This is a genomic window from Corynebacterium simulans, assembly GCF_001586215.1.
Lineage (GTDB): Bacteria > Actinomycetota > Actinomycetes > Mycobacteriales > Mycobacteriaceae > Corynebacterium > Corynebacterium simulans.
Map to the genome: position 1 here is coordinate 1,668,606 of NZ_CP014634.1, position 18,944 is coordinate 1,687,549.

Annotated in this window: 11 protein-coding genes; all 11 read left to right on the top strand. The window is 58.7% G+C overall.

Translation table 11 applies throughout. The annotated features are described in order from the left end of the window. Positions 1 to 46 precede the first annotated feature (46 nt). The 11 genes from WM42_RS07885 (at position 47) to WM42_RS07935 (ending at position 18,909) form a co-directional block, all read left to right on the top strand. A complete protein-coding gene (locus WM42_RS07885; protein ID WP_062036820.1) occupies positions 47 to 2,026 on the top strand; it encodes a glycosyltransferase in 1,980 nt (659 codons plus the stop codon). Continuing rightward, positions 2,016 to 2,543, top strand: coding sequence for a phosphatase PAP2 family protein (locus WM42_RS07890; RefSeq protein ID WP_061925049.1), 528 nt, complete (start codon positions 2,016 to 2,018; stop codon positions 2,541 to 2,543). Before WM42_RS07885 ends, WM42_RS07890 begins: the two co-directional genes overlap by 11 nt. Beyond that, a complete protein-coding gene (locus tag WM42_RS07895; RefSeq protein ID WP_062036823.1) occupies positions 2,540 to 3,535 on the top strand; it encodes a decaprenyl-phosphate phosphoribosyltransferase in 996 nt (331 codons plus the stop codon). The genes WM42_RS07890 and WM42_RS07895 overlap by 4 nt, the downstream gene beginning before the upstream one ends. A 110-nt stretch (positions 3,536 to 3,645) precedes the next feature. Then, positions 3,646 to 5,427, top strand: coding sequence for an arabinofuranosyltransferase AftB family protein (locus WM42_RS07900; RefSeq protein WP_062036827.1), 1,782 nt, complete (start codon positions 3,646 to 3,648; stop codon positions 5,425 to 5,427). Between the two features lie 222 nt (positions 5,428 to 5,649). Beyond that, on the top strand, positions 5,650 to 6,672 hold the full coding sequence (locus tag WM42_RS07905; RefSeq protein WP_062036830.1) for an alpha/beta hydrolase: 1,023 nt from the start codon (positions 5,650 to 5,652) through the stop codon (positions 6,670 to 6,672). Between the two features lie 263 nt (positions 6,673 to 6,935). After that, positions 6,936 to 8,903, top strand: a complete 1,968-nt coding sequence (locus WM42_RS07910; RefSeq protein ID WP_062036833.1) for an alpha/beta hydrolase-fold protein — start codon at positions 6,936 to 6,938, stop codon at positions 8,901 to 8,903. A gap of 44 nt (positions 8,904 to 8,947) precedes the next feature. Beyond that, entirely contained in the window at positions 8,948 to 9,439 is a 492-nt protein-coding gene (locus WM42_RS07915) for a DUF732 domain-containing protein (RefSeq protein WP_235591233.1), read from the top strand. Between the two features lie 11 nt (positions 9,440 to 9,450). Beyond that, positions 9,451 to 10,386: a cutinase family protein gene (locus WM42_RS07920; protein WP_062036839.1), complete on the top strand. Its 936-nt coding sequence runs from the start codon at positions 9,451 to 9,453 to the stop codon at positions 10,384 to 10,386. Between the two features lie 102 nt (positions 10,387 to 10,488). Then, positions 10,489 to 12,327: a FadD32-like long-chain-fatty-acid--AMP ligase gene (locus WM42_RS07925; RefSeq protein ID WP_062036842.1), complete on the top strand. Its 1,839-nt coding sequence runs from the start codon at positions 10,489 to 10,491 to the stop codon at positions 12,325 to 12,327. A gap of 181 nt (positions 12,328 to 12,508) precedes the next feature. Next, positions 12,509 to 17,365 (top strand): type I polyketide synthase, encoded by a 4,857-nt coding sequence (locus WM42_RS07930; protein WP_062036845.1) that lies wholly within the window; start codon positions 12,509 to 12,511, stop codon positions 17,363 to 17,365. Further along, a complete protein-coding gene (locus tag WM42_RS07935; protein ID WP_062036855.1) occupies positions 17,365 to 18,909 on the top strand; it encodes an acyl-CoA carboxylase subunit beta in 1,545 nt (514 codons plus the stop codon). The genes WM42_RS07930 and WM42_RS07935 overlap by 1 nt, the downstream gene beginning before the upstream one ends. The last annotated feature ends 35 nt before the right edge of the window (positions 18,910 to 18,944 follow it).

Genomic DNA, 18,944 nt, shown 5'->3' on the forward strand with positions numbered 1-18,944 from the left:
TTTGACTGAATATTGTCATAAAACCGTTTGGAGAATCGAAGTAATCGTGACTGCCAACAATCCCTCCGCCAGCGCCGCTGGCAGCGAAACCCGCGTTTTCGAACCTGTTCAGCGAATCTTGCTGCCCAAGCGCGGCGAGCCTTTTGACGTCCGGATGCTCTACCTCATCGAGTCCGAGCAAAACCGCGAGCGCCTGAGCTGGACCAACCGCACTGCGGTGACGATTCCAGCGGGTGAAGAGGCTTCTTTCGAGACCTACTTCAACGCTTTCCCTGCTTCCTACTGGCGCCGCTGGTCCCAGCTGAAGTCCATCGTGCTCTCCCTCGAGCTCGAAGGCCAAGCCAACGTCTCCATTTACCGCTCCAAACAGGACGGTCAGCGCATCTCCGTGGCCAACCACCTGGTCGGCAGCGGTCACCACGACTTCGAACTGCCGCTGAAGAACTTCGAAGACGGCGGCTGGCTGTGGTTCGACATCACTGCTGAAAAAGAGACCGTTCTCTCCAACGCTGCGTGGTGCGCTCCACACGAGCCGGGCCCGCAGATTATGCCGGACGGTACGGAGATCCCGGCTTCGGAAAAGCGCGTTGCCGTGGGCATTCCTACCTTCAATCGCCCAACCGACGCCGTCGCAGCGCTGCAGGCTCTCGCCGAGGACCCAGTGGTCGACGGCATCATCGACTACGTCCTTATGCCGGACCAGGGTAACCAGCACCCGGCAGACGAGCCAGGCTACGAGCAGGCCGTCGAGCACTTCGGCCCGCGCTTCCGCGAGTTCCGGCAGGGCAACCTGGGCGGCTCCGGCGGCTACTCCCGCATCATGTACGAAGCGTTGGAGAACACCGATTCCCCGTTCATCCTCTACATGGATGATGACATCGCCATCGAGCCTGACTCCATCCTGCGCGCAGTTCAGGCCGCGCGATACGCCGCAAAGCCGATCATCGTTGGCGGACAGATGCTGAACCTGCAGGAGCGCTCCCAGCTGCGCACCACCGGCGAGCAGGTCAACAAGCACGACTTCATGTGGGGCGGGGCGCCGCACGCGGTCTACGACCACGACTTCGCCAAGTACCCATTGCGCGCTATTGGCGACGCCCAGTCGCACCTCGACCCACGCAAGTACGACTCCCGCGCTTTGCACCGCCGCGTCGATGTCGAATACAACGGCTGGTGGATGTGCCTCTTCCCGCGCGTCGTAGCTGAGACCAACGGCCAGCCGCTGCCGCTGTTTATTAAGTGGGATGACACCGAGTACTCCCTGCGCGCAGCCGCTAACGGCTTCCCAACCGTGACTTGGCCAGGCGCTGCCATCTGGCACATGGCGTGGGCGGACAAGGACGACGCCATCGATTGGCAGGCGTACTTCCACCTGCGCAACCGCCTCATCGTCGCTGCGATGTACCACGACGGCGACGTCAAGGGCATTACGAAGTCCATCTTCAAGTCCACCCTCAAGCACACGATGTGCATGGAATACTCCACCATGGCTATCCAGCTGGAAGCTATGAAGGACTTCTTGGCCGGCCCAGATCACCTCTTCGACATCCTGGAATCCTCCCTGCCGCGCATCGCGGAAATCCGCAAGAACTACTCCGATGCCGTCATCATCGAGTCTGCCGACCAACTGCCAGCTCCGACCGGCGCGCCGGGCGTACCGACCCGCAACATCGGCGGCCGCCTCGGCAAGGTCAAGAAGCTGCCATGGCTGCTGAAGTCCGCAAAGCACCTGGTCACCAAGGAAGACCGCGCGCACCACGAGGCGCCGCAGCTCAACCTCACCCCAGACGAAGCGCGCTGGTTCACCCTGTCCCGCGTGGACTCCGCAACAGTTTCCACCGCAGGTGGCACCGGCGTGGCCTTCCGCAAACGCGACCGCGATCTGGCCACCGACCTCGTCAAGCAGACCCGCGGCCTGCTCAAGGAGATCGAGGAGAACTTCGACGATCTGAAGGCGCAGTATCGCGCCGCGATGCCGGAGCTGACCTCCCGCGAATCCTGGAAGAAGGTATTCGATGCCCAGTAAGCTTTCTGTAGCGGAATCACACGTTCTGGAAAGCATCCAGAACGCAGCTTTCGACGTCCCTGGAGTTGTACCTGCCGCCCGCGGCCTTAGCCACTTGGGTGAGCATGCCCTGGGCTGGATGGGAACTTCCGCTCTCATGTACGTGGTCAATCGCGCGGACAAAGCGAAGGCTCGCCAGTGGGCATACGTCGGCGCGAGTGCTTTTACCGCCCATGCGGCCAGCGTTGTGTTAAAGCGCATCGTTCGCCGCAAGCGTCCCGATTACCCGTACGTGCGTGTGGGCGTGGCAACGCCGTCTAAGCTGTCGTTTCCTTCTTCTCACTCGACGTCGACAACCGCGTTCCTCGTCGCCGTCGCGCATCTTTTGTCCACCCCAGCGCCGCTTGTCGGCGTGCCCGTGATGATGGCTTCGCGTATGGTGCTCGGAGTGCATTATCCAACGGATACCGCGGTTGGAGCTGCGATCGGCGCAGTCACCGCAGAGGCATTAACTCGCTACGAAAGGAAGACCGCGTGAGCGATTCCCACCACGACGACGGTACGCAGCGCGTGTTCCACTCTGAACCGCATACCGCAGGCATCGACACTGGCCGCAAGCGTAAGCCGCCGAAGAACCTCGCCGACGGAATGGTAAAGGCCCTCCGCCCAAAGCAGTGGGTCAAAAATGTCCTCGTCCTCGCTGCTCCAGCAGCAGCGGGTGCGGACGCACTGTTCCATTCGCGCGTGCTTCTCGACGTCCTCCTTGCCTTCATCGTCTTCTGCATGGGCGCGTCCTCGATTTACCTCATCAATGACGCACGCGACGTCGAAGCTGACCGCGCGCACCCGACCAAGCGTTTCCGCCCGATTGCCGCCGGCGTCCTACCGGTTGGCCTGGCCTACGCCATGGCGGCAGTGCTCATCGTTGGCTCCATTGCTTTGTCCTTCCTGGCCACCGCTGGCCCACAGCTGGCAATCGTGATGGCTGTGTACATCGCTTTGCAGCTGGGCTACTGCTTTGGCTGGAAGCACATGCCGGTTATCGACATCGCGCTGGTTTCCTCTGGCTTCATGCTGCGCACAATGGCCGGTGGCGTTGCCGCGGGCATCGTCTTGTCGCAGTGGTTCCTGTTGGTTGCGGCATTCGGCTCGCTGTTTATGGCTTCCGGTAAGCGCTACTCCGAGATTCTTCTTGCGGAGCGCACCGGCGCCAAGATTCGCAAGTCCCTCGAGGGCTACACGCCGACCTACCTACGCTTCGTCTGGACCCTTGCGGCTACCGCTTTGGTCATGTCCTACTCGCTGTGGGGCTTCCAGCTTTCCAACGCCGCCGATGGCCCAGCTGGCGTCTGGTACCAGGTTTCGATGGTTCCGTTTACCATCGCTGTGCTGCGCTATGCCGCTGACGTCGACCGTGGCAATGGCGGTGCACCTGATGAAATCGCCCTGGAAGACCGCGCACTGCAAGTCCTTGCGCTCGCGTGGCTGGCCTGCATCGCTATGGCGGTCTACATCATGCCGATGCTGTAGAGAACAGGGTTCTCTACAGGGGCAGGGCGCTCTACAGGAACGGAATATGACACCATAAAGAATGTATTCTGGCAGCACAAAGCTAGGAATATAACCAAATAAGATGGGTAATGTTAAACTTTTACCCCGTGAATAACACTAATAACAAGAATCTGGTCCGGCTCAGCGCCGCGGCATCGGTGATTGTTATTGGTGTTTTTTCTTTTTGGGGTGGCTTCGTACGCCGCTGGATTTCCGACGATGGCCTCATCGTCCTGCGCACCGTACGCAACCTCGAAGCCGGAAATGGCCCCGTGTTCAACATGGGCGAGCGCGTCGAGGCTAACACTTCCACGCTCTGGCAGTACCTGATTCTGCTGCTGCGCTGGATCACTGGCGCCGACCTCGCAGGCATTGCCATCTACTTAGGGCTTTTCCTTGCTGTCTGTGCGATGGCGCTCGGCGCATTTGCCACCGCTGGTCTTGTTTCGCGGGGCAAGAGCGCAACCCTCGTCGCTCCTGCCGGCGCACTGGTCTACCTCGCGTTGCCACCAGCTCGCGACTTTTTCACCTCCGGCCTCGAATGGGGCCTAGCCATCTTCTATCTGGCCGTGCTGTGGTGGATGCTGCTGAAGTGGGCTCGGGGCGTCGACAAGCATGCGGCGAATGCCAGCGACTCCATGCCATATTGGCTGGCTGTCTGGGCTGGTCTGTCCTGGCTCGTGCGCCCAGAGCTCGCTCTCTATGGCGGGTTGGTTGGTGTGCTGCTGCTGGCTGCCCACCGTAATTGGAAAGCATGGCTCGGCATTCTCGCTGCGGCGCTGCCTTTGCCGCTGGGCTACCAGATTTTCCGCATGGGCTACTACGGCCTACTTACCCCGCACACTGCGGTGGCGAAGTCCGCATCCGGCGCAGTGTGGAGCCACGGCTTTAACTATTTGGGCGACTTCGCTCTGCCTTATGCGCTCTACGTACCGCTCATTGTCCTCGCTGCGTGGGCGCTGTGGAGCCTGCGTCGTGAACTGCGTCCCAGTGGGTTTCGTACTCCGGCCACCGCAGCCTACCTTTTGCTCGCGGCCGGTCTTTTGCATCTGATTTATGTCCTGCGCGTCGGCGGTGACTTCATGCATGGCCGAATGCTTTTGTTGCCGCTTTTCGCTTTGCTGTTGCCGGTCTTCGTCCTCCCGTTGCGTTCGATTCTTGGGGGTCTAACCGCTGCTATCTGCGCAGTCTGGGCATGCGTGATTGTTCTGCGTGGGCATTCCGTTGACTGGGATGATTTTTCTGGCCCGCTCAACATCGTCGACGAGCGTGAGTTCTGGACGCATGCCACCAAGCGCCAAACCGGCCACCCGCCGCGCTCGCTGGAAGACTTCGGCCACATGCGCTTTATTGAGCACTACAAAGAGGGCATGGATGAGCTCGAAGCTGGCGACGCCCTTGCCGTTCTTTATGCCAAGAAGGGTGAGGAGGATGCCTATGGCTGGATGGGCATCGAACGAGACCCCAGCATTGATGAATTACCCACGGTCTACTTCATCAACATGGGCATGACTTCTATGTACGCACCGCTCGAGGTGCGCGTGCTCGATGACATCGGCTTGGCGACGCCGCTCGCCGCCCGCCAACCACGCATCGCCGACGGCCGCATTGGTCACGACAAGAGCCTGCCGACATATTGGCAGGCGGCGCAGACCGCGGTGGATATCGACGAGCTGCCGTCCTGGTACGACAAGGAAGAAACCCGGAAGGCACGCAAGGCGCTGCAGACAGAGGACTTCCAGAAGCTGTTTGCCACCTACAAAGATCCGCTTGATGCGAAGAGATTTTTCGAAAACATCAAATTCGCGCTAACCGACGGCCGCACCCTGACTTTTTCTGAAGATCCTGACGATTACCTTGGGAAACGATAGGGATTTAATCTCCGTTACGGCGTGGCAGCTTCCCTAAACTGCCCTGCGCCTACTCAGTTAACGTGGTTCTGGATGGAACTTTCCTGGCTAAGTGGGTTAAGCTGCTAGAGATTCCTCGTTATATTTCTGTGACGTTAACGTTTCCAGATGTGGCGACGATATGTGTCAGTAGCACTAAATTTTTCTATCTAGCTCTTGTTGAGAAGTACATAAAGGAGAGACATGACTTCACTGAGTTCGGGTCTCAAGGCGCGTGTTCTCACAGTCGTGATGGCCGTTGCGGTCGCGCTTGGACTCGCTGTTGCTGCCGGTAGCCAGGAAGCGTCCGCTGCAAACCGCGACTTTTTGCGTGCCGATGCCACGGGCACCTGTGACTGGGATGCCGTCGGTTGGTGGGTGCAGCGCTGTGACGTTTGGTCCCCAGCAATGGGCCGCAACATTCCGGTGCAGATTCAGCCGGCTAAGAACGGCGGCAACGCTGGTCTGTACTTGCTCGATGGCCTGCGCGCGACGAACCGCACCAACGCTTGGGTTAACGACGTAAACGCTGCCCGCACCTACGAGCCGCACAACATCACCCTCGTAATGCCGGTTGGCGGAGAAGCCTCCTTCTACGCTGACTGGGAGGGCCCGGCTACCTACAACGCTGTTTCCCCGATCAACTACAAGTGGGAAACCTTCCTGACCTCCGAGCTCCCAGGCTACCTGGAGCGCAACTTCGGCGTTGCTCGTAACAACAACTCTATTGCTGGTCTGTCCATGGGCGGCACCGCAGCCATCACCCTGGCCGGCAAGCACCCAGGCCAGTTCCGCCAGGTTCTGTCCTACTCTGGTTACCTGACCACCACCTTGCCAGGTGCACAGACCTTCATGCGTCTCGCGCTTCTCGACGCCGGCGGATTTAACATCAACGCAATGTACGGTTCTCTGGTTAGCCCGCGCCGTTTCGAGAACGATCCGTTCCGCGTCATGGGCGGTCTGCGCAACACTGACGTCTACATCTCTGCAGCTTCCGGTATCCCAGGCGCAGGCGATGCAGGTTACTTGCCGCAGCATCAGCTGTCTGGCGCCGTTTTGGAGATGTTCGCTGGTGCGACCACCCGCATCTGGGAGGCTAAGGCTCGTGCAACTGGTCTGCGCGTGACTTCCAACTACCCAATGCAGGGCCTGCACAACTGGGCACAGTTTGGCTACCAGTTGGAGCACTCTAAGCCACAGGTTCTCAATGTGATGAACGCTTGGTAAGCATCTAGGGAATTCGTTAGGAAATCGCTCCGGCGAATTGTCCTAGATGGGTTCTTAACCGGCCGCAGGTTTTCCTGCGGCCGGTTTTGTGTTTTTGGCGTGTTCCTCTTCCAAAAGTCTCAAGTTCAACTTAAACTTGAGCGCACGATAGACAGCACTTCGCGGCCTAGATGAGGAAAGTCCGGAGGAGGGGAACCTTCGGAAAACCACGCCTAGTCCGCTACCTCGACATTAAAACCTCGACTTCATACAAGGACTCATCTATGCGTAAAAATGCGTCTGCATCCAGCCTGCGCTCTCCAGGTTCCCCGACCAAGGCTCGTAAGGGTCTGGCCATCGCAGCTTTGCCTACTGCTGTAGCGGTGGGCTTGTCTCTCCTGCCGAATGCAACGGCTCAGTCCTCCCTTGGTTCATTGACGCAGAACCTGGGTAGCTCCAACCTATCTGATGCTTTCGCTCCTGGCACCCCGCCGGAGCGCACTCCGATTCAGACCGAGTACCCAGAGGTTGAGGGGCTTCCGGAAGGCGTCGATATTTCCCGCGTGGAATACCTGACCAACCGCAACCTGCGCGTCTACATCAAGTCCGCAGCGATGCCGGACAAGGAGCAGGTTGTCCAGATCCAGCTTGCTCGTGACTGGTACTCCAGCCCGGATAAGAGGTTCCCAGAGGTATGGGCACTCGACGGCCTGCGCGCACGCGATGACGAGTCCGGCTGGACCATTGAGACCGACATCGAGACTCAGTTCGCTGACCGCAACGTCAACCTCATCATGCCGGTGGGCGGCGAGTCCTCTTTCTACTCTGACTGGCAGAAGCCGGACAATGGCCGCAACTACAAGTGGGAGACCTTCCTGACCAAGGAGCTCGTCCCGATTCTCGATAAGGCCTACCGTTCCAACCAGAAGCGCGCCGTTACCGGCATCTCCATGGGCGGTACCGCGGCTATGAACTTGGCGGAGCGTAACCCGCACCTGTTCAAGTTCGTTGGTTCCTTCTCTGGCTACCTGGACACCACCACGCAGGGCATGCCTGAGGCTATCGCCGCAGCCCAGATGGATGCTGGCGGATTCACCTCCACCAACATGTGGGGCCCGCACTACTCTCAGGATTGGATCGACCATGATCCGAAGCTGGGCATCGAAGCACTCAAGGACATGAAGGTCTACGTCTCCGCCGGCTCCGGTAAGGACGACTACGGCAATCTGAAGTCCGTGGCAAAGGGCCCCGCAAATGCTGCTGGCGTTGGTCTCGAGGTAATCTCCCGTATGTCTACCCAGACCTTCGTCGATTACGCGAAGCGCGCCGGTGTGCCAGTTGTTTCCCGCTTCCGCCCATCTGGCGTTCACAGCTGGGAATACTGGCAGTTTGAAATGCGCGAGGCTTGGCCAGTCATGGCTGACGCCCTCGGCATCGCTAAGGAAGACCGCGGCGCAGATTGCACCCCGGTTGGAGCTATCGCAGAGGCAACCAAGTCCGGCATCCTGGGCTCCTGCCTGAACAACGAGTACGACGTCGCCGGCGGAAAGGCCGAAGACTTCCAGGCGGGTACCGCTTACTGGTCCCCAGAGACCGGCGCACACGCCATCTTTGGCCGCATCGGCGCACGTTACGCAGAAAGCGGCGGACCGACCTCCTGGCTGGGCTTCCCAACCACCGGCGAGACCAAGACCCCAGACGGCAAGGGCCGCTTCGTCCACTTCCAGCACGGCTCCATCTACTGGACCGCAGAAACCGGCGCTTGGGCTATTCCAGGTGACATGGTTGAGGCATGGGGCAAGAACGGCTTCGAAGGCGGCGACCTTAAGTACCCAACCGGCCCGGTCACTAAGGTCGGCGAGGGCTTCGCACAGGACTTCCAGAATGGCGTTCTGACCCGTAACCCGGATGAGTCCCACTCCATCGTCCACGGTGCTATCGGTGCCAAGTACAAGGAGCTGGGCGGCCCGTCCTCCCCGCTGGGCTTCCCGAAGGGTGGCGAAAAGCCAATCAAGGGCGGCTTCTTCCAGGAGTTCGAGCACGGCAACATCTACTGGTCCGCTGAATCCGGTGCGCACTACATTCTGTACGGCGCAATCATGGACGAGTGGGGCAAGCGCGGCTTCGAGCAGGGCGAGTTCGGCTGGCCAACCAGTGACTACAACCAGATTGCAGCCGGCGGCATCTCCCAGACCTTCCAGCACGGTGAGATCCGCGAAATCATGGGCAGCGTTCAGGCGGAAAAGAAGTAATCATGCGTACCTCCTTCCGGGTTCCTGTAATGTGCGCAGCCTTCATGGCTGCAGCACTCGGCCTAAGCGCCTGTGGTTCCGCAACGGTTGAAAGCGAGAACTCTCCCGAGCAGACGAAAGTCGCCCCGCTCGAGCGTTCTTCGCAGCCTGCAAGTGCTTCGGAAAGCGCCTCTGAAGCTAGCTCGCAGTCGGCGGATTCTTCGGACGAAAAGTCCTCTTCGGAATCCAGCGCTGCTTCGGCAAGCGATGAGCCTGAAGACCGTGGCGCCCGGGAAATCTCCGCTATCCCTTCGCCTAGCCAGACTCAGGGACCTGAGCAAGATTTCCTAGCTGCAGTTCAGAAAGCTGGAGTAGAAACAGAAGGTGCAGAAGATCAAATCATCGGTGCAGGCCAAGCTGCATGCAACGAAGGCGATGCCGTAACCATCCCCGCTGTTGCAGGTCAGCTCATCGAGCAAGGCCGCGCACCTTTGTCACATGAGGAGCTAACCGCCGTCCTCACGGCCCAAGCGCGCGGCACCCTGTGTGCTAAATAAGGTAGAAATTTATGCGAAAAACACTCACGGTTGTTGCCGTCCTCGTCGTATTAGCTGTCATCGGCGCGGGAGCGGTTCACTTCTTAAACGCCAACAAGGCAGGAGAATCCAACAATCTGAGTGAGCCGGCGCCCACCGAGCAGGGCGGGGGAGTCGAGGCCCCTGCCCAGCCGGATTGGTGCCCGCGCTTCGAAGTGATTTCTGCCCCTGGCACTTGGGAATCTAAGGCCGATGATGACCCCATCAACCCGAGCGCCAACCCCAAGTCCTTCATGCTTTCCATCAGCAACCCGCTGAAGGAGGCCTACGTTCCTGAAGACGTAAAGGTCTGGACGCTCCCTTATACCGCGCAGTTTAAAAACATCAACGCTCAACAGGAGATGAGCTACGACGAATCTCGTGATGAGGGTACCTCTCGCCTCGAGGGCGAGCTGACCACCATGCACGAGAACTGCCCAGCCACCAAGTTCATCATTGCCGGTTTCTCTCAGGGCGCTGTCATTGCGGGCGACGTCGCAGACCGCATCGGTGGTGGCAATGGCCCAATCCCAGCCGAGGCTGTCTCGGGCGTTGCGTTGGTGGCAGATGGGCGCCGCCAAGCAGGTGTAGGCCAGAACCCCGGCGTGCCCGTTGCTGGTGTCGGTGCAGAGATTGCTCTGCAGCCGGTTGGCATGCTCATCCAGGGCATCGTTCCTGGCGCATCCATGCGTGGTCCACGCGCAAACGGCTTCGGTTCCTTGGCAGATCGCACCTTCCAGATTTGTGCACCTGATGACTCCATCTGCGACGCCCCACTCGATGGCCCAAACGGCCTTGAGCGCGCACGCGGGCTCATTGAAGCAAACGGTGTGCATGCAATGTATGCCACCAACCCGAACGTGATTCCGGGTACCACTGCTAACCAATGGGTCGTCGGCTGGGCGCGGGAAATTATCGACCGCACCTAACTTCGTTCAAACTTAAAACGGCCGCGTTATGTAACACTGCGCGTCTCCGAGATGATATTTTTAATGTCAAAAGTAAACAATCTAAGCCCAAAAGGAGATTAGATGGACCTCCAAGCATTGATTGGCCAGTTCTTTGACGGGAATGGTCGCATTGTTCTGCCGCCTCACTTGACCCTGCCGGGGCTTGGTGAGCACGTCTTTGAAATGGAACAACAATCAGGAGTTCCTGATCGCCCGGTTTTGCGCCAGTGGCTTTTTGATGATGACCCCGCTGGTACTCCGCGCGATTTCACCCGCTCAGAGGTAAACAAGCGAATCAAGGTTGTGGCCGCGCGCCTGCAGCAGGTCGGCGCAGTAGGGGACCGTGTAGCCATCCTCGCTGGTAACTCTCCGGAGTACCTGTTTGGCTTCATGGGTGCGATGTATGCCGGAATGACTCCGCTGCCACTCTATGATCCCAACGAGCCCGGCCACTCCGAGCACCTGCGCGCAGTCTTTGGTGATTCGAATCCTTCGATTGTGCTGACTAACAACGTTTCTGCAGCCGCAGTTCGCCGCTACTTCGCAGACTTGCCGTCGGCGCAGCGCCCACGCGTGATTTCCATCGATTCTCTGCCGGATTCGCTCGCGGCTTCGTGGAAGAATCCAGTTGAACAAGGCGCCGGTGAGGGAGCAGCAGCGCCCGTCGACGCTCCCGCTTTCCTCCAGTACACCTCCGGCTCTACCCGCACTCCAGCGGGCGTGTTGCTGACTAACCGCTCGATTTTGACGAATGTGCTGCAGATTTTTGCTGCGGTACACATTAAGATGCCGCCGCGCATCGTTTCCTGGCTGCCGTTGCACCACGATATGGGCATTATTTTGGCTTCTTTCGCCACCATTTTGGGCTTGAACTTCGAGATGATGACACCGCGTGACTTTGTGCAGCAGCCGAAGCGTTGGGTACGCCAGATTAGCCGCCAGCCAGGCGATGAAAGCTTCGCAGGAATTTATGCCGTGGTTCCGAACTTTGCTCTGGAGCTAGCTGCTCGTTATGGCGCACCGGTTGCGGGTGAGGATATTGATCTGTCGCATGTCGATGGCATTGTCATCGGCTCCGAACCTGTAACAGAGACTGCAGTGGACAATTTCTGGGAGGTCTTTAGCGAATACGGGCTCAAGCGCGAGGCTATGCGTCCTTCCTACGGCCTGGCAGAAGCTTCGCTGATGGTGGCTACTCCGCAGGAAGGCGAGCGCCCGCTCATCACGCACTTCAACCGTGAGCAGTTGACGGCAGGCAAGGCCGTTGTGGAGGACAAGTCCGAGCAGACGGTGGCTTTTGCATCAAATGGTCAGGGCATGCCTGCTCAGTATCTGACGATCGTGGATCCAGAAACCAAGGCTGAGCTTGCCGACGCCCAGATTGGCGAGCTGTGGTTGCACGGCGACAACATGGCGGCCGGTTACCTGGGCCGCGAGGACGAGACAGCTTCTACTTTCCGGAATACTTTGGCCACGCGCCTGCCAGAGGGCTCCCGCGTTGTTGGGGCGCCGGAAGATGACAAGTGGATGGCCACGGGCGACCTTGCCACCATCGTGGATGGTCACCTCTACATCACGGGCCGTTTGAAGGACTTGATCGTGGTTGCAGGACGAAACCACTACCCGCAAGATATCGAGGCAACCGTCCAGGAGGCCTCGGCGCATGTGCGACCAGATTCCATCGCTGCTTTCTCCGTGGAAGGTGGAAATACCGAGCAGCTAGTGCTGCTGATCGAACGTGCTGATGATGCAGATTCTGCAGGCGATGAAGCAGCGACCGAGGTTATTCGTACCGCCGTCTCGAAGGCACACGGTATTACGCCGGAGGTCATTCGCTGGTTTAGTGCGCATGAAATCAATCGCACTTCTTCTGGGAAGATTGCACGCCGTGTAGCAAAGAAGCACTTCCTCGCGAGCTAACGCCGCGCTCTAATCGCTTTTACACCTCTGCTGTATTGCACTGCCATATAGCAGAGGTGAGTTGTTATCGTGACAGAAGTTAACAAAATGAGACAATAAAGCGATAAAGATTGCAGGCATGCGGCAACCAGTGCTGTGCAGAATTGTGCGGAAACTCCCCATTTATAGAAAGCTAATTTAGATGACTGTTGAAGAACTACGAGGCTGGCTACGCAATTGGGTCGCGCAAACCACCGGCCTATCCGCTGAGGAAATTACTGATAGCAAGCCTCTAGAAAACTTCGGGTTGTCCTCCCGCGATGCAGTAGTTCTCTCCGGTGAGCTGGAGAACCTACTCGGGATGAAGTTAGAACCGACTGTCGCTTATGAATACCCGACTATCGCACAGCTCGCTGACCGTCTGGTCAACGGCGTAGCATCCTCGAGCAACTCCGCGGTCGATTCCAGCAGCGGTGCCGCCTCCACGCGCAATGCCGGCATCATTGGCGGCGATATCGCGATTATCGGTGAAGCTGGCCGTTTCCCCGGAGCACAGAACGTCAAAGAGTTCTGGGACATGTTGGTCGAAGGCCGTGCCGGAACCGGCCCGCTACCTATGGGCCGCTGGTCGGAGTACGCCGCAGAGCCGACGGTCTCGGAAAAGATTGCTAACCAGAACACCGATGGTGGTTACCTCGAAGACATTGCTAGCTTCGATGCGGAGTTCTTTGGGCTTTCTCCCCTCGAAGCCGCGAACATGGACCCTCAGCAGCGCATTCTTCTTGAACTAGCTTGGGAAGCGCTCGAGGACGCAGGGCTTCCAGCCAACCAGCTGCGCGGCACTGCAACGGGCGTGTACATGGGTTCGACTAACAATGACTACGGCATGCTCATCGTCGCTGACCCTGCAGAGGCGCACCCTTATGCCATGACCGGCACTTCTTCTGCAGTGGTGGCCAACCGCATCTCCTACGCACTGGACCTGCGTGGCCCTTCCATCAACGTGGACACTGCATGCTCTTCCTCGCTGGTCGCTGTTAGCCAAGCCGTCAATGACCTGCGCACAGGTGCCTCTGACGTAGCTTTGGCCGGCGGCGTTAACATCCTCGCTGCTCCGCACGCCTCGACTGGATTTAGCGAACTTGGCGTTATCTCCCCGACCAGCGCTATCCACGCTTTCTCCGACGACGCCGACGGTATCGTCCGCTCTGATGCCGCCGGCGTTTTGGTGCTCAAGCGTCTCGCCGATGCTGAGCGCGATGGCGATAACATCCTCGCCGTCATCAAGGGCACTGCCGTTAACTCCGACGGCCACTCCAACGGACTAACCGCCCCGAACCCAGACGCGCAGGTTGACGTCCTCGAGCGCGCCTACGCCGACGCTGGTATTGACCCGCAGCTAGTCGACTACGTCGAAGCACACGGCACCGGCACCATCCTCGGAGACCCAATCGAGGCCACCGCCCTTGGCCGTGTTCTCGGTTCCGGGCGCGAAATGGCAGCGCCGATGCTTCTCGGTTCTGCGAAGTCGAACATCGGTCACTCTGAATCCGCTGCCGGCGTAGTTGGCCTCATTAAGGTCATCGAGTCGATGCGCCACGGCGTCATCCCGCCAAGCATCAACTTCTCCGCCCCAAACCGCTACATCGATTTCGACAACGAGCACCTCGAAGTCGTTGAGGATCCCCGCGAGTGGCCGGAATATTCGGGTCAAAAAGTCGCTGGTGTTTCAGGCTTCGGCTTCGGTGGCACTAACGCGCACGTCGTCCTCACCGACTACCGCGGCCTGACTGCCGAGACCGCAGCGCAGGTCAACATCGACGAGGGCGCTCCAGTCTCCCTGCCGATTTCCGGTCTTCTGCCATCCCGTCGCGCGGCTGCTGCAGGCCAGATCGCTGACTACATCGAGCAAGAACATCCTGACCTGCTTTCTCTCGCGCGCACTCTTGCGCGCCGAAACCATGCACGCTCCCGTGCAGTGGTGACGGGCGTCAGCGAAGAGGACGTCGTCAAGCGTTTGCGTCAGGTAGCCGACGGCAAAGTCTCCATGGGAATCGCCTCTGCAGATTCCCCGTCTGTACCAGGCCCCGTCTTTATCTACTCCGGCTTCGGTTCCCAGCACCGCAAGATGATTAAGGACGTTCTCGAGATTTCTCCAGCGTTTAAGGAACGCTTGGAAGAACTCGACCGAATCGTCGAATTCGAGTCCGGGTGGTCCATCCTCGACATCGTTACCGACGACGCCCAGACCTATAACACCGAAACCGCCCAGGTAGCGATTACCGCAATCCAGATTGCTTTGACGGACCTTCTTGCATCCTTCGGTGTTCGTCCGGCGGGTGTTATCGGTATGTCCATGGGCGAAATCGCTGCTGCCTACGCTTCCGGCGGTATCACTGCAGAAGACGCCATGCTTATCGCCGCTCACCGTTCCCGCTTGATGGGCGAAGGTGAAAACTCGCTCGGTGAGGAAGAACAGGGCGCAATGGCTGTTGTCGAGCTTACTGCTGCTGAAATCGAAGCTCTGGACGGCAACATTGAACCTGCCGTCTACACCGGCCCTGGTATGACAACTGTTGGAGGTCCGCGTCCTGAGGTCCTCGCTTTGGTGGAAAAGCTGGAAGCAGAAGGAAAGTTCGCACGCGCGCTTAACGTGAAGGGTGCAGGACATACCTCGGCTGTGGACCCAATTCTGGGCGAGCTGTATGCAGACATCGCTGGTATCGAACCACGGCCGCTGCACACGACGCTGTACAGCTCTGTCGACCGCGGTGAAATCTACCGCCCAGGTGCCCTTGTCCACGATGAGGATTACTGGATTCGTATGACTCGCCAGCCGGTCATGCTGCAGGATGCTACGGAAGCCGCTTTTGCCTCTGGGCATACGCAGATTGTGGAAATATCACCGAACCCGATTGCGTTGATGGGGCTAATGTCGACTGCTTTTGCGGTTGGTAAGTCTGATGCGCAGTTGCTGTTTAGCTTGAAGCGGAAGGTCGATCCGACGGAGTCTTTGTTGGACCTTCTGGCGAAGCTGTATGTGGCTGGCGCACCGGTAGACTACACGGCGGTCTTTGGTTCGGGCGCGCTTGTCGACGCCCCTCACACCCAGTTCAAGCGCCAGCGCTTCTGGACGAATGCCCGTCCTTCTTCTGGCATCTCTGGTTTGCCAGGTGCGCGGGTTAACCTGCCGGAGGGCAAGGTTGCGTTCTCGACGAATGCAGACCAAGCTCCTTCTGCTCTGGCAATTTTGGAGGCTGCTGCTGAGGCAGTTACCCCGGGCTCGCAGATTGTGGCTTCGGAGGAGCACGGTGACTTGCCGCCGCAGGGTGAGGTAACCACTGTGGTGTCGAAGTCATTGGGCGGCCTGTCGATTGCGGTTTACTTTGTGAACGGTCCGGCTACGCAGCTGGTGGCAGAAGGCTTTGCATCTGCGCTGAACTTGACTGAAGCTTCTATTCCGGGCGTGGCTGCGATTGCCGAACCTGCCGCACCGAGTGCACCGGCGTCGTTTACTGATGTGAGCGATGTGGAGGCTGTGCGTTGGGACCCATCGAAGGAGACTGTGGAGGAGCGGCTTTCGCTGATCGTCTCTGAGTCAATGGGCTACGACGTTTCTGACCTGCCGCGTGAGTTGCCGCTAATCGACCTAGGCCTGGACTCGTTGATGGGCATGCGTATTAAGAATCGCGTGGAAAATGATTTCCAGATTCCACCGATGCAGGTGCAAGCGCTTCGCGACGCCTCCCTCGCCGATGTCATCACCATGGTCGAGGATGCCGTTGCTGGTAAGTCTGTTGCTGGTGCTGCCGAGACCGGCGCCGTGGACGTCGGCGCTGGAGAAGTCGGCGCCGTGGACACCGGCAATGCAGGAGCCAACTCTGCAGAATCTAGCGCTGCGGAGGTAGGCGATGTAGAAGCCGATGCTGAAAAGGACGGCGTCGACAAGCACGATGCAGAAAACAGCGCTGAAGGCGTGGGTGTTGCCCCTCGTGATGCCTCGGAGCGCATGGTCTTTGGTACCTGGGCAACGTTTACGGGCAAGGCAGCAGCGGGCGTGACCTCTCAGCTTCCGCAGATTGATGAGTCTGTAGCGGCGGATATCGCGCAGCGCCTGAGCGAGCGCGCCGGCATCGAAGTCACAACTCAGCAAGTCCTCGATGCACAGACCTTGGAGCCTTTGGCAGACCTCGTACGCGAGGGGCTGGAGACTGAGGTCGAAGGCAACATCCGCGTTCTGCGTGAAGCCGAGGGGCCCGCTGTCTTCATGTTCCACCCAGCTGGCGGAACGACGGTTGTCTACCAGCCACTGGCGCGTCGACTGCCAAGCGATGTCGCAGTTTACGGTGTCGAAAGGCTCGAAGGCTCCTTGGAGGAGCGCGCTACTGCCTATATAGATGACATCATCAAGTACGCCCGCGGCCGCAAGGTAGTTCTCGGCGGCTGGTCCTTCGGTGGTGCTTTGGCTTATGAGGTTGCCTACCAGCTAGCGGACCGCACAAAGCGCGGTGAGGAAAGCGCAGAGGTTGCTTTCATTGCTCTGCTCGATACCACTCAGCCTTCAGATCCTGCTCCGGATACTCTCGAGGAGACTAAGGCGCGGTGGGGTCGTTACGCTGCCTTCGCAAAGAAGACTTATGGCCTAGACTTCGAGCCGCCATACGAGATGCTCGAGACCATGGGCGAGGATGCTTTGATGACCATGCTCGCAGAGTTCCTGTCCAACACGGATGCTTCTGAGCACGGCCTGGCTGCTGGTGTCCTGGAACACCAACGTGCGTCCTTCGTGGACAATCAGATTCTGGGCAAGCTGGATATGCAGCGTTGGGCTGATGTTGACGTTCCGGTGATTTTGTTCCGCTCGGAGCGCATGCATGACGGTGCCATTGAACTCGAACCGCGGTATGCCGAGATTGACCCGGATGGCGGCTGGGGCGCTATCGTTGAAGATCTGGAAATCGTGCAGCTGCAGGGCGATCACCTAGCAGTTCCTGATGAGCCGGCTATCGGTATCGTGGGCAAGCACATCAATGATTGGATCGAGGAGAAGATTCGGTAGTGACTACTACTGCTCATAAGCTGGAAGACCTGCGCCAGCGCTTGGAACGCGCGCAGGACCCAGGCAGCGAGCGCTCCCGCAAGCGCCGCGATGACGCCGGCCGCTCAACCCCACGCCAGCGTATTAATGCGCTGCTAGACGAGGGATCTTTTGTTGAAACGGGTGCTTTGGCAAAGACCCCGGGTGACCCGGACGCGATTTACTCGGACGGTGTCGTCACCGGTTATGGTCGCGTGAATGGCCGCCCAGTGTGCATCTATGCGCACGATAAGACGGTTTATGGCGGTTCGGTTGGCGTCATCTTCGGTAAGAAGGTTACCGAGATTATGGACATGGCCATCAAGATCGGCTGCCCAGTAATTGGTATTCAGGACTCCGGTGGCGCGCGTATTCAGGATGCGGTGACTTCGCTGGCGATGTATTCGGAAATTGCGCGTCGCCAGCTGCCACTTAGTGGTCGTAGCCCGCAGATTTCCATCATGATGGGTAAGTCTGCTGGCGGTGCTGTGTACGCCCCGGTTACTACTGACTTCGTTATCGCAGTCGATGGTGAGGCCGAGATGTATGTGACCGGCCCTAACGTCATCAAGGAGGTCACGGGTGAGGAGATTACTTCCCATGACCTTGGTTCTGCGCGCCAGCAGGAGCTAAACGGAAACGTTAGCGCTGTGGTTGCCTCGGAAGACGATGCTTTCGATTTGGTACGAGACTTGCTGGACCATCTGCCGCTGACTTGTTTCGATGAGGCGCCGGAGTTTGCAGCTCCCGAGGATTCGGAGCTCGAAGATCCAGAGCTCAATGAGTTCATGCCTGACGACACAAACGCGGGCTATGACATGTTGGAGCTTTTGGCACAGCTTGGTGATGACGAAGAAATCATCGAGCTACAAGAAAACTACGCGCCGAACATGATTACCGCCTTTGGTCGAATTGATGGCAAGGCTGTCGGTTTTGTTGCCAATAACCCGATGCATCTGGCCGGTTGTATCGATGCCGATGCTGCGGATAAGGGCGCGCGCTTTATCCGTATTTGCGATGCTTATAACATTCCGCTCGTCTTCGTCGTTGATACTCCGGGCTACCTGCCGGGCGTTGAGCAGGAGAAGGCCGGTCTGATTCACCGCGGCGCTAAGTTCGCATTCGCGGTGGTGGAGGCAACGGTGCCTAAGGTATCGCTGATTGTGCGTAAGGCTTATGGCGGCGCTTATGCGGTTATGGGTTCGAAGAACCTGACCGGCGATATCAACTTGGCATGGCCTACCGCTCAGATTGCGGTTATGGGTTCGGCAGCTGCCGTTGTGATGATTGCGGGCAAGCAGCTCGAAGCTGCAGAGACCCCGGAACAGCGTGCATTGACGAAGAAGATGTTTATGGACTTCTATGACGAGACCATGACCGCTCCTTATGTCGCTGCAGAGCGCGGCTACTTGGATGCGATGGTGGAGCCGAGCCAATCGCGTTTGGCATTGCGTCAGGCATTGCGCCAGCTGGCCACGAAGACCGAAAGCGACTTGCCTAAGAAGCACACCATCGCGCCGATGTAACGCCCTAAAGGGGAGCGGACGATAAAGGTGGATGA

Excerpts from the sequence above, each read along its gene's own strand:
- WM42_RS07905 (WP_062036830.1), top strand. The coding sequence starts at position 5,650 with ATGACTTCACTGAGTTCGGGTCTCAAGGCGCGTGTTCTCACAGTCGTG.
- WM42_RS07890 (WP_061925049.1), top strand. The coding sequence starts at position 2,016 with ATGCCCAGTAAGCTTTCTGTAGCGGAATCACACGTTCTGGAAAGCATC.
- WM42_RS07910 (WP_062036833.1), top strand. The coding sequence starts at position 6,936 with ATGCGTAAAAATGCGTCTGCATCCAGCCTGCGCTCTCCAGGTTCCCCG.
- WM42_RS07925 (WP_062036842.1), top strand. The coding sequence starts at position 10,489 with ATGGACCTCCAAGCATTGATTGGCCAGTTCTTTGACGGGAATGGTCGC.
- WM42_RS07900 (WP_062036827.1), top strand. The coding sequence starts at position 3,646 with ATGTTAAACTTTTACCCCGTGAATAACACTAATAACAAGAATCTGGTC.
- WM42_RS07930 (WP_062036845.1), top strand. The coding sequence starts at position 12,509 with ATGACTGTTGAAGAACTACGAGGCTGGCTACGCAATTGGGTCGCGCAA.
- WM42_RS07915 (WP_235591233.1), top strand. The coding sequence starts at position 8,948 with ATGGCTGCAGCACTCGGCCTAAGCGCCTGTGGTTCCGCAACGGTTGAA.
- WM42_RS07920 (WP_062036839.1), top strand. The coding sequence starts at position 9,451 with ATGCGAAAAACACTCACGGTTGTTGCCGTCCTCGTCGTATTAGCTGTC.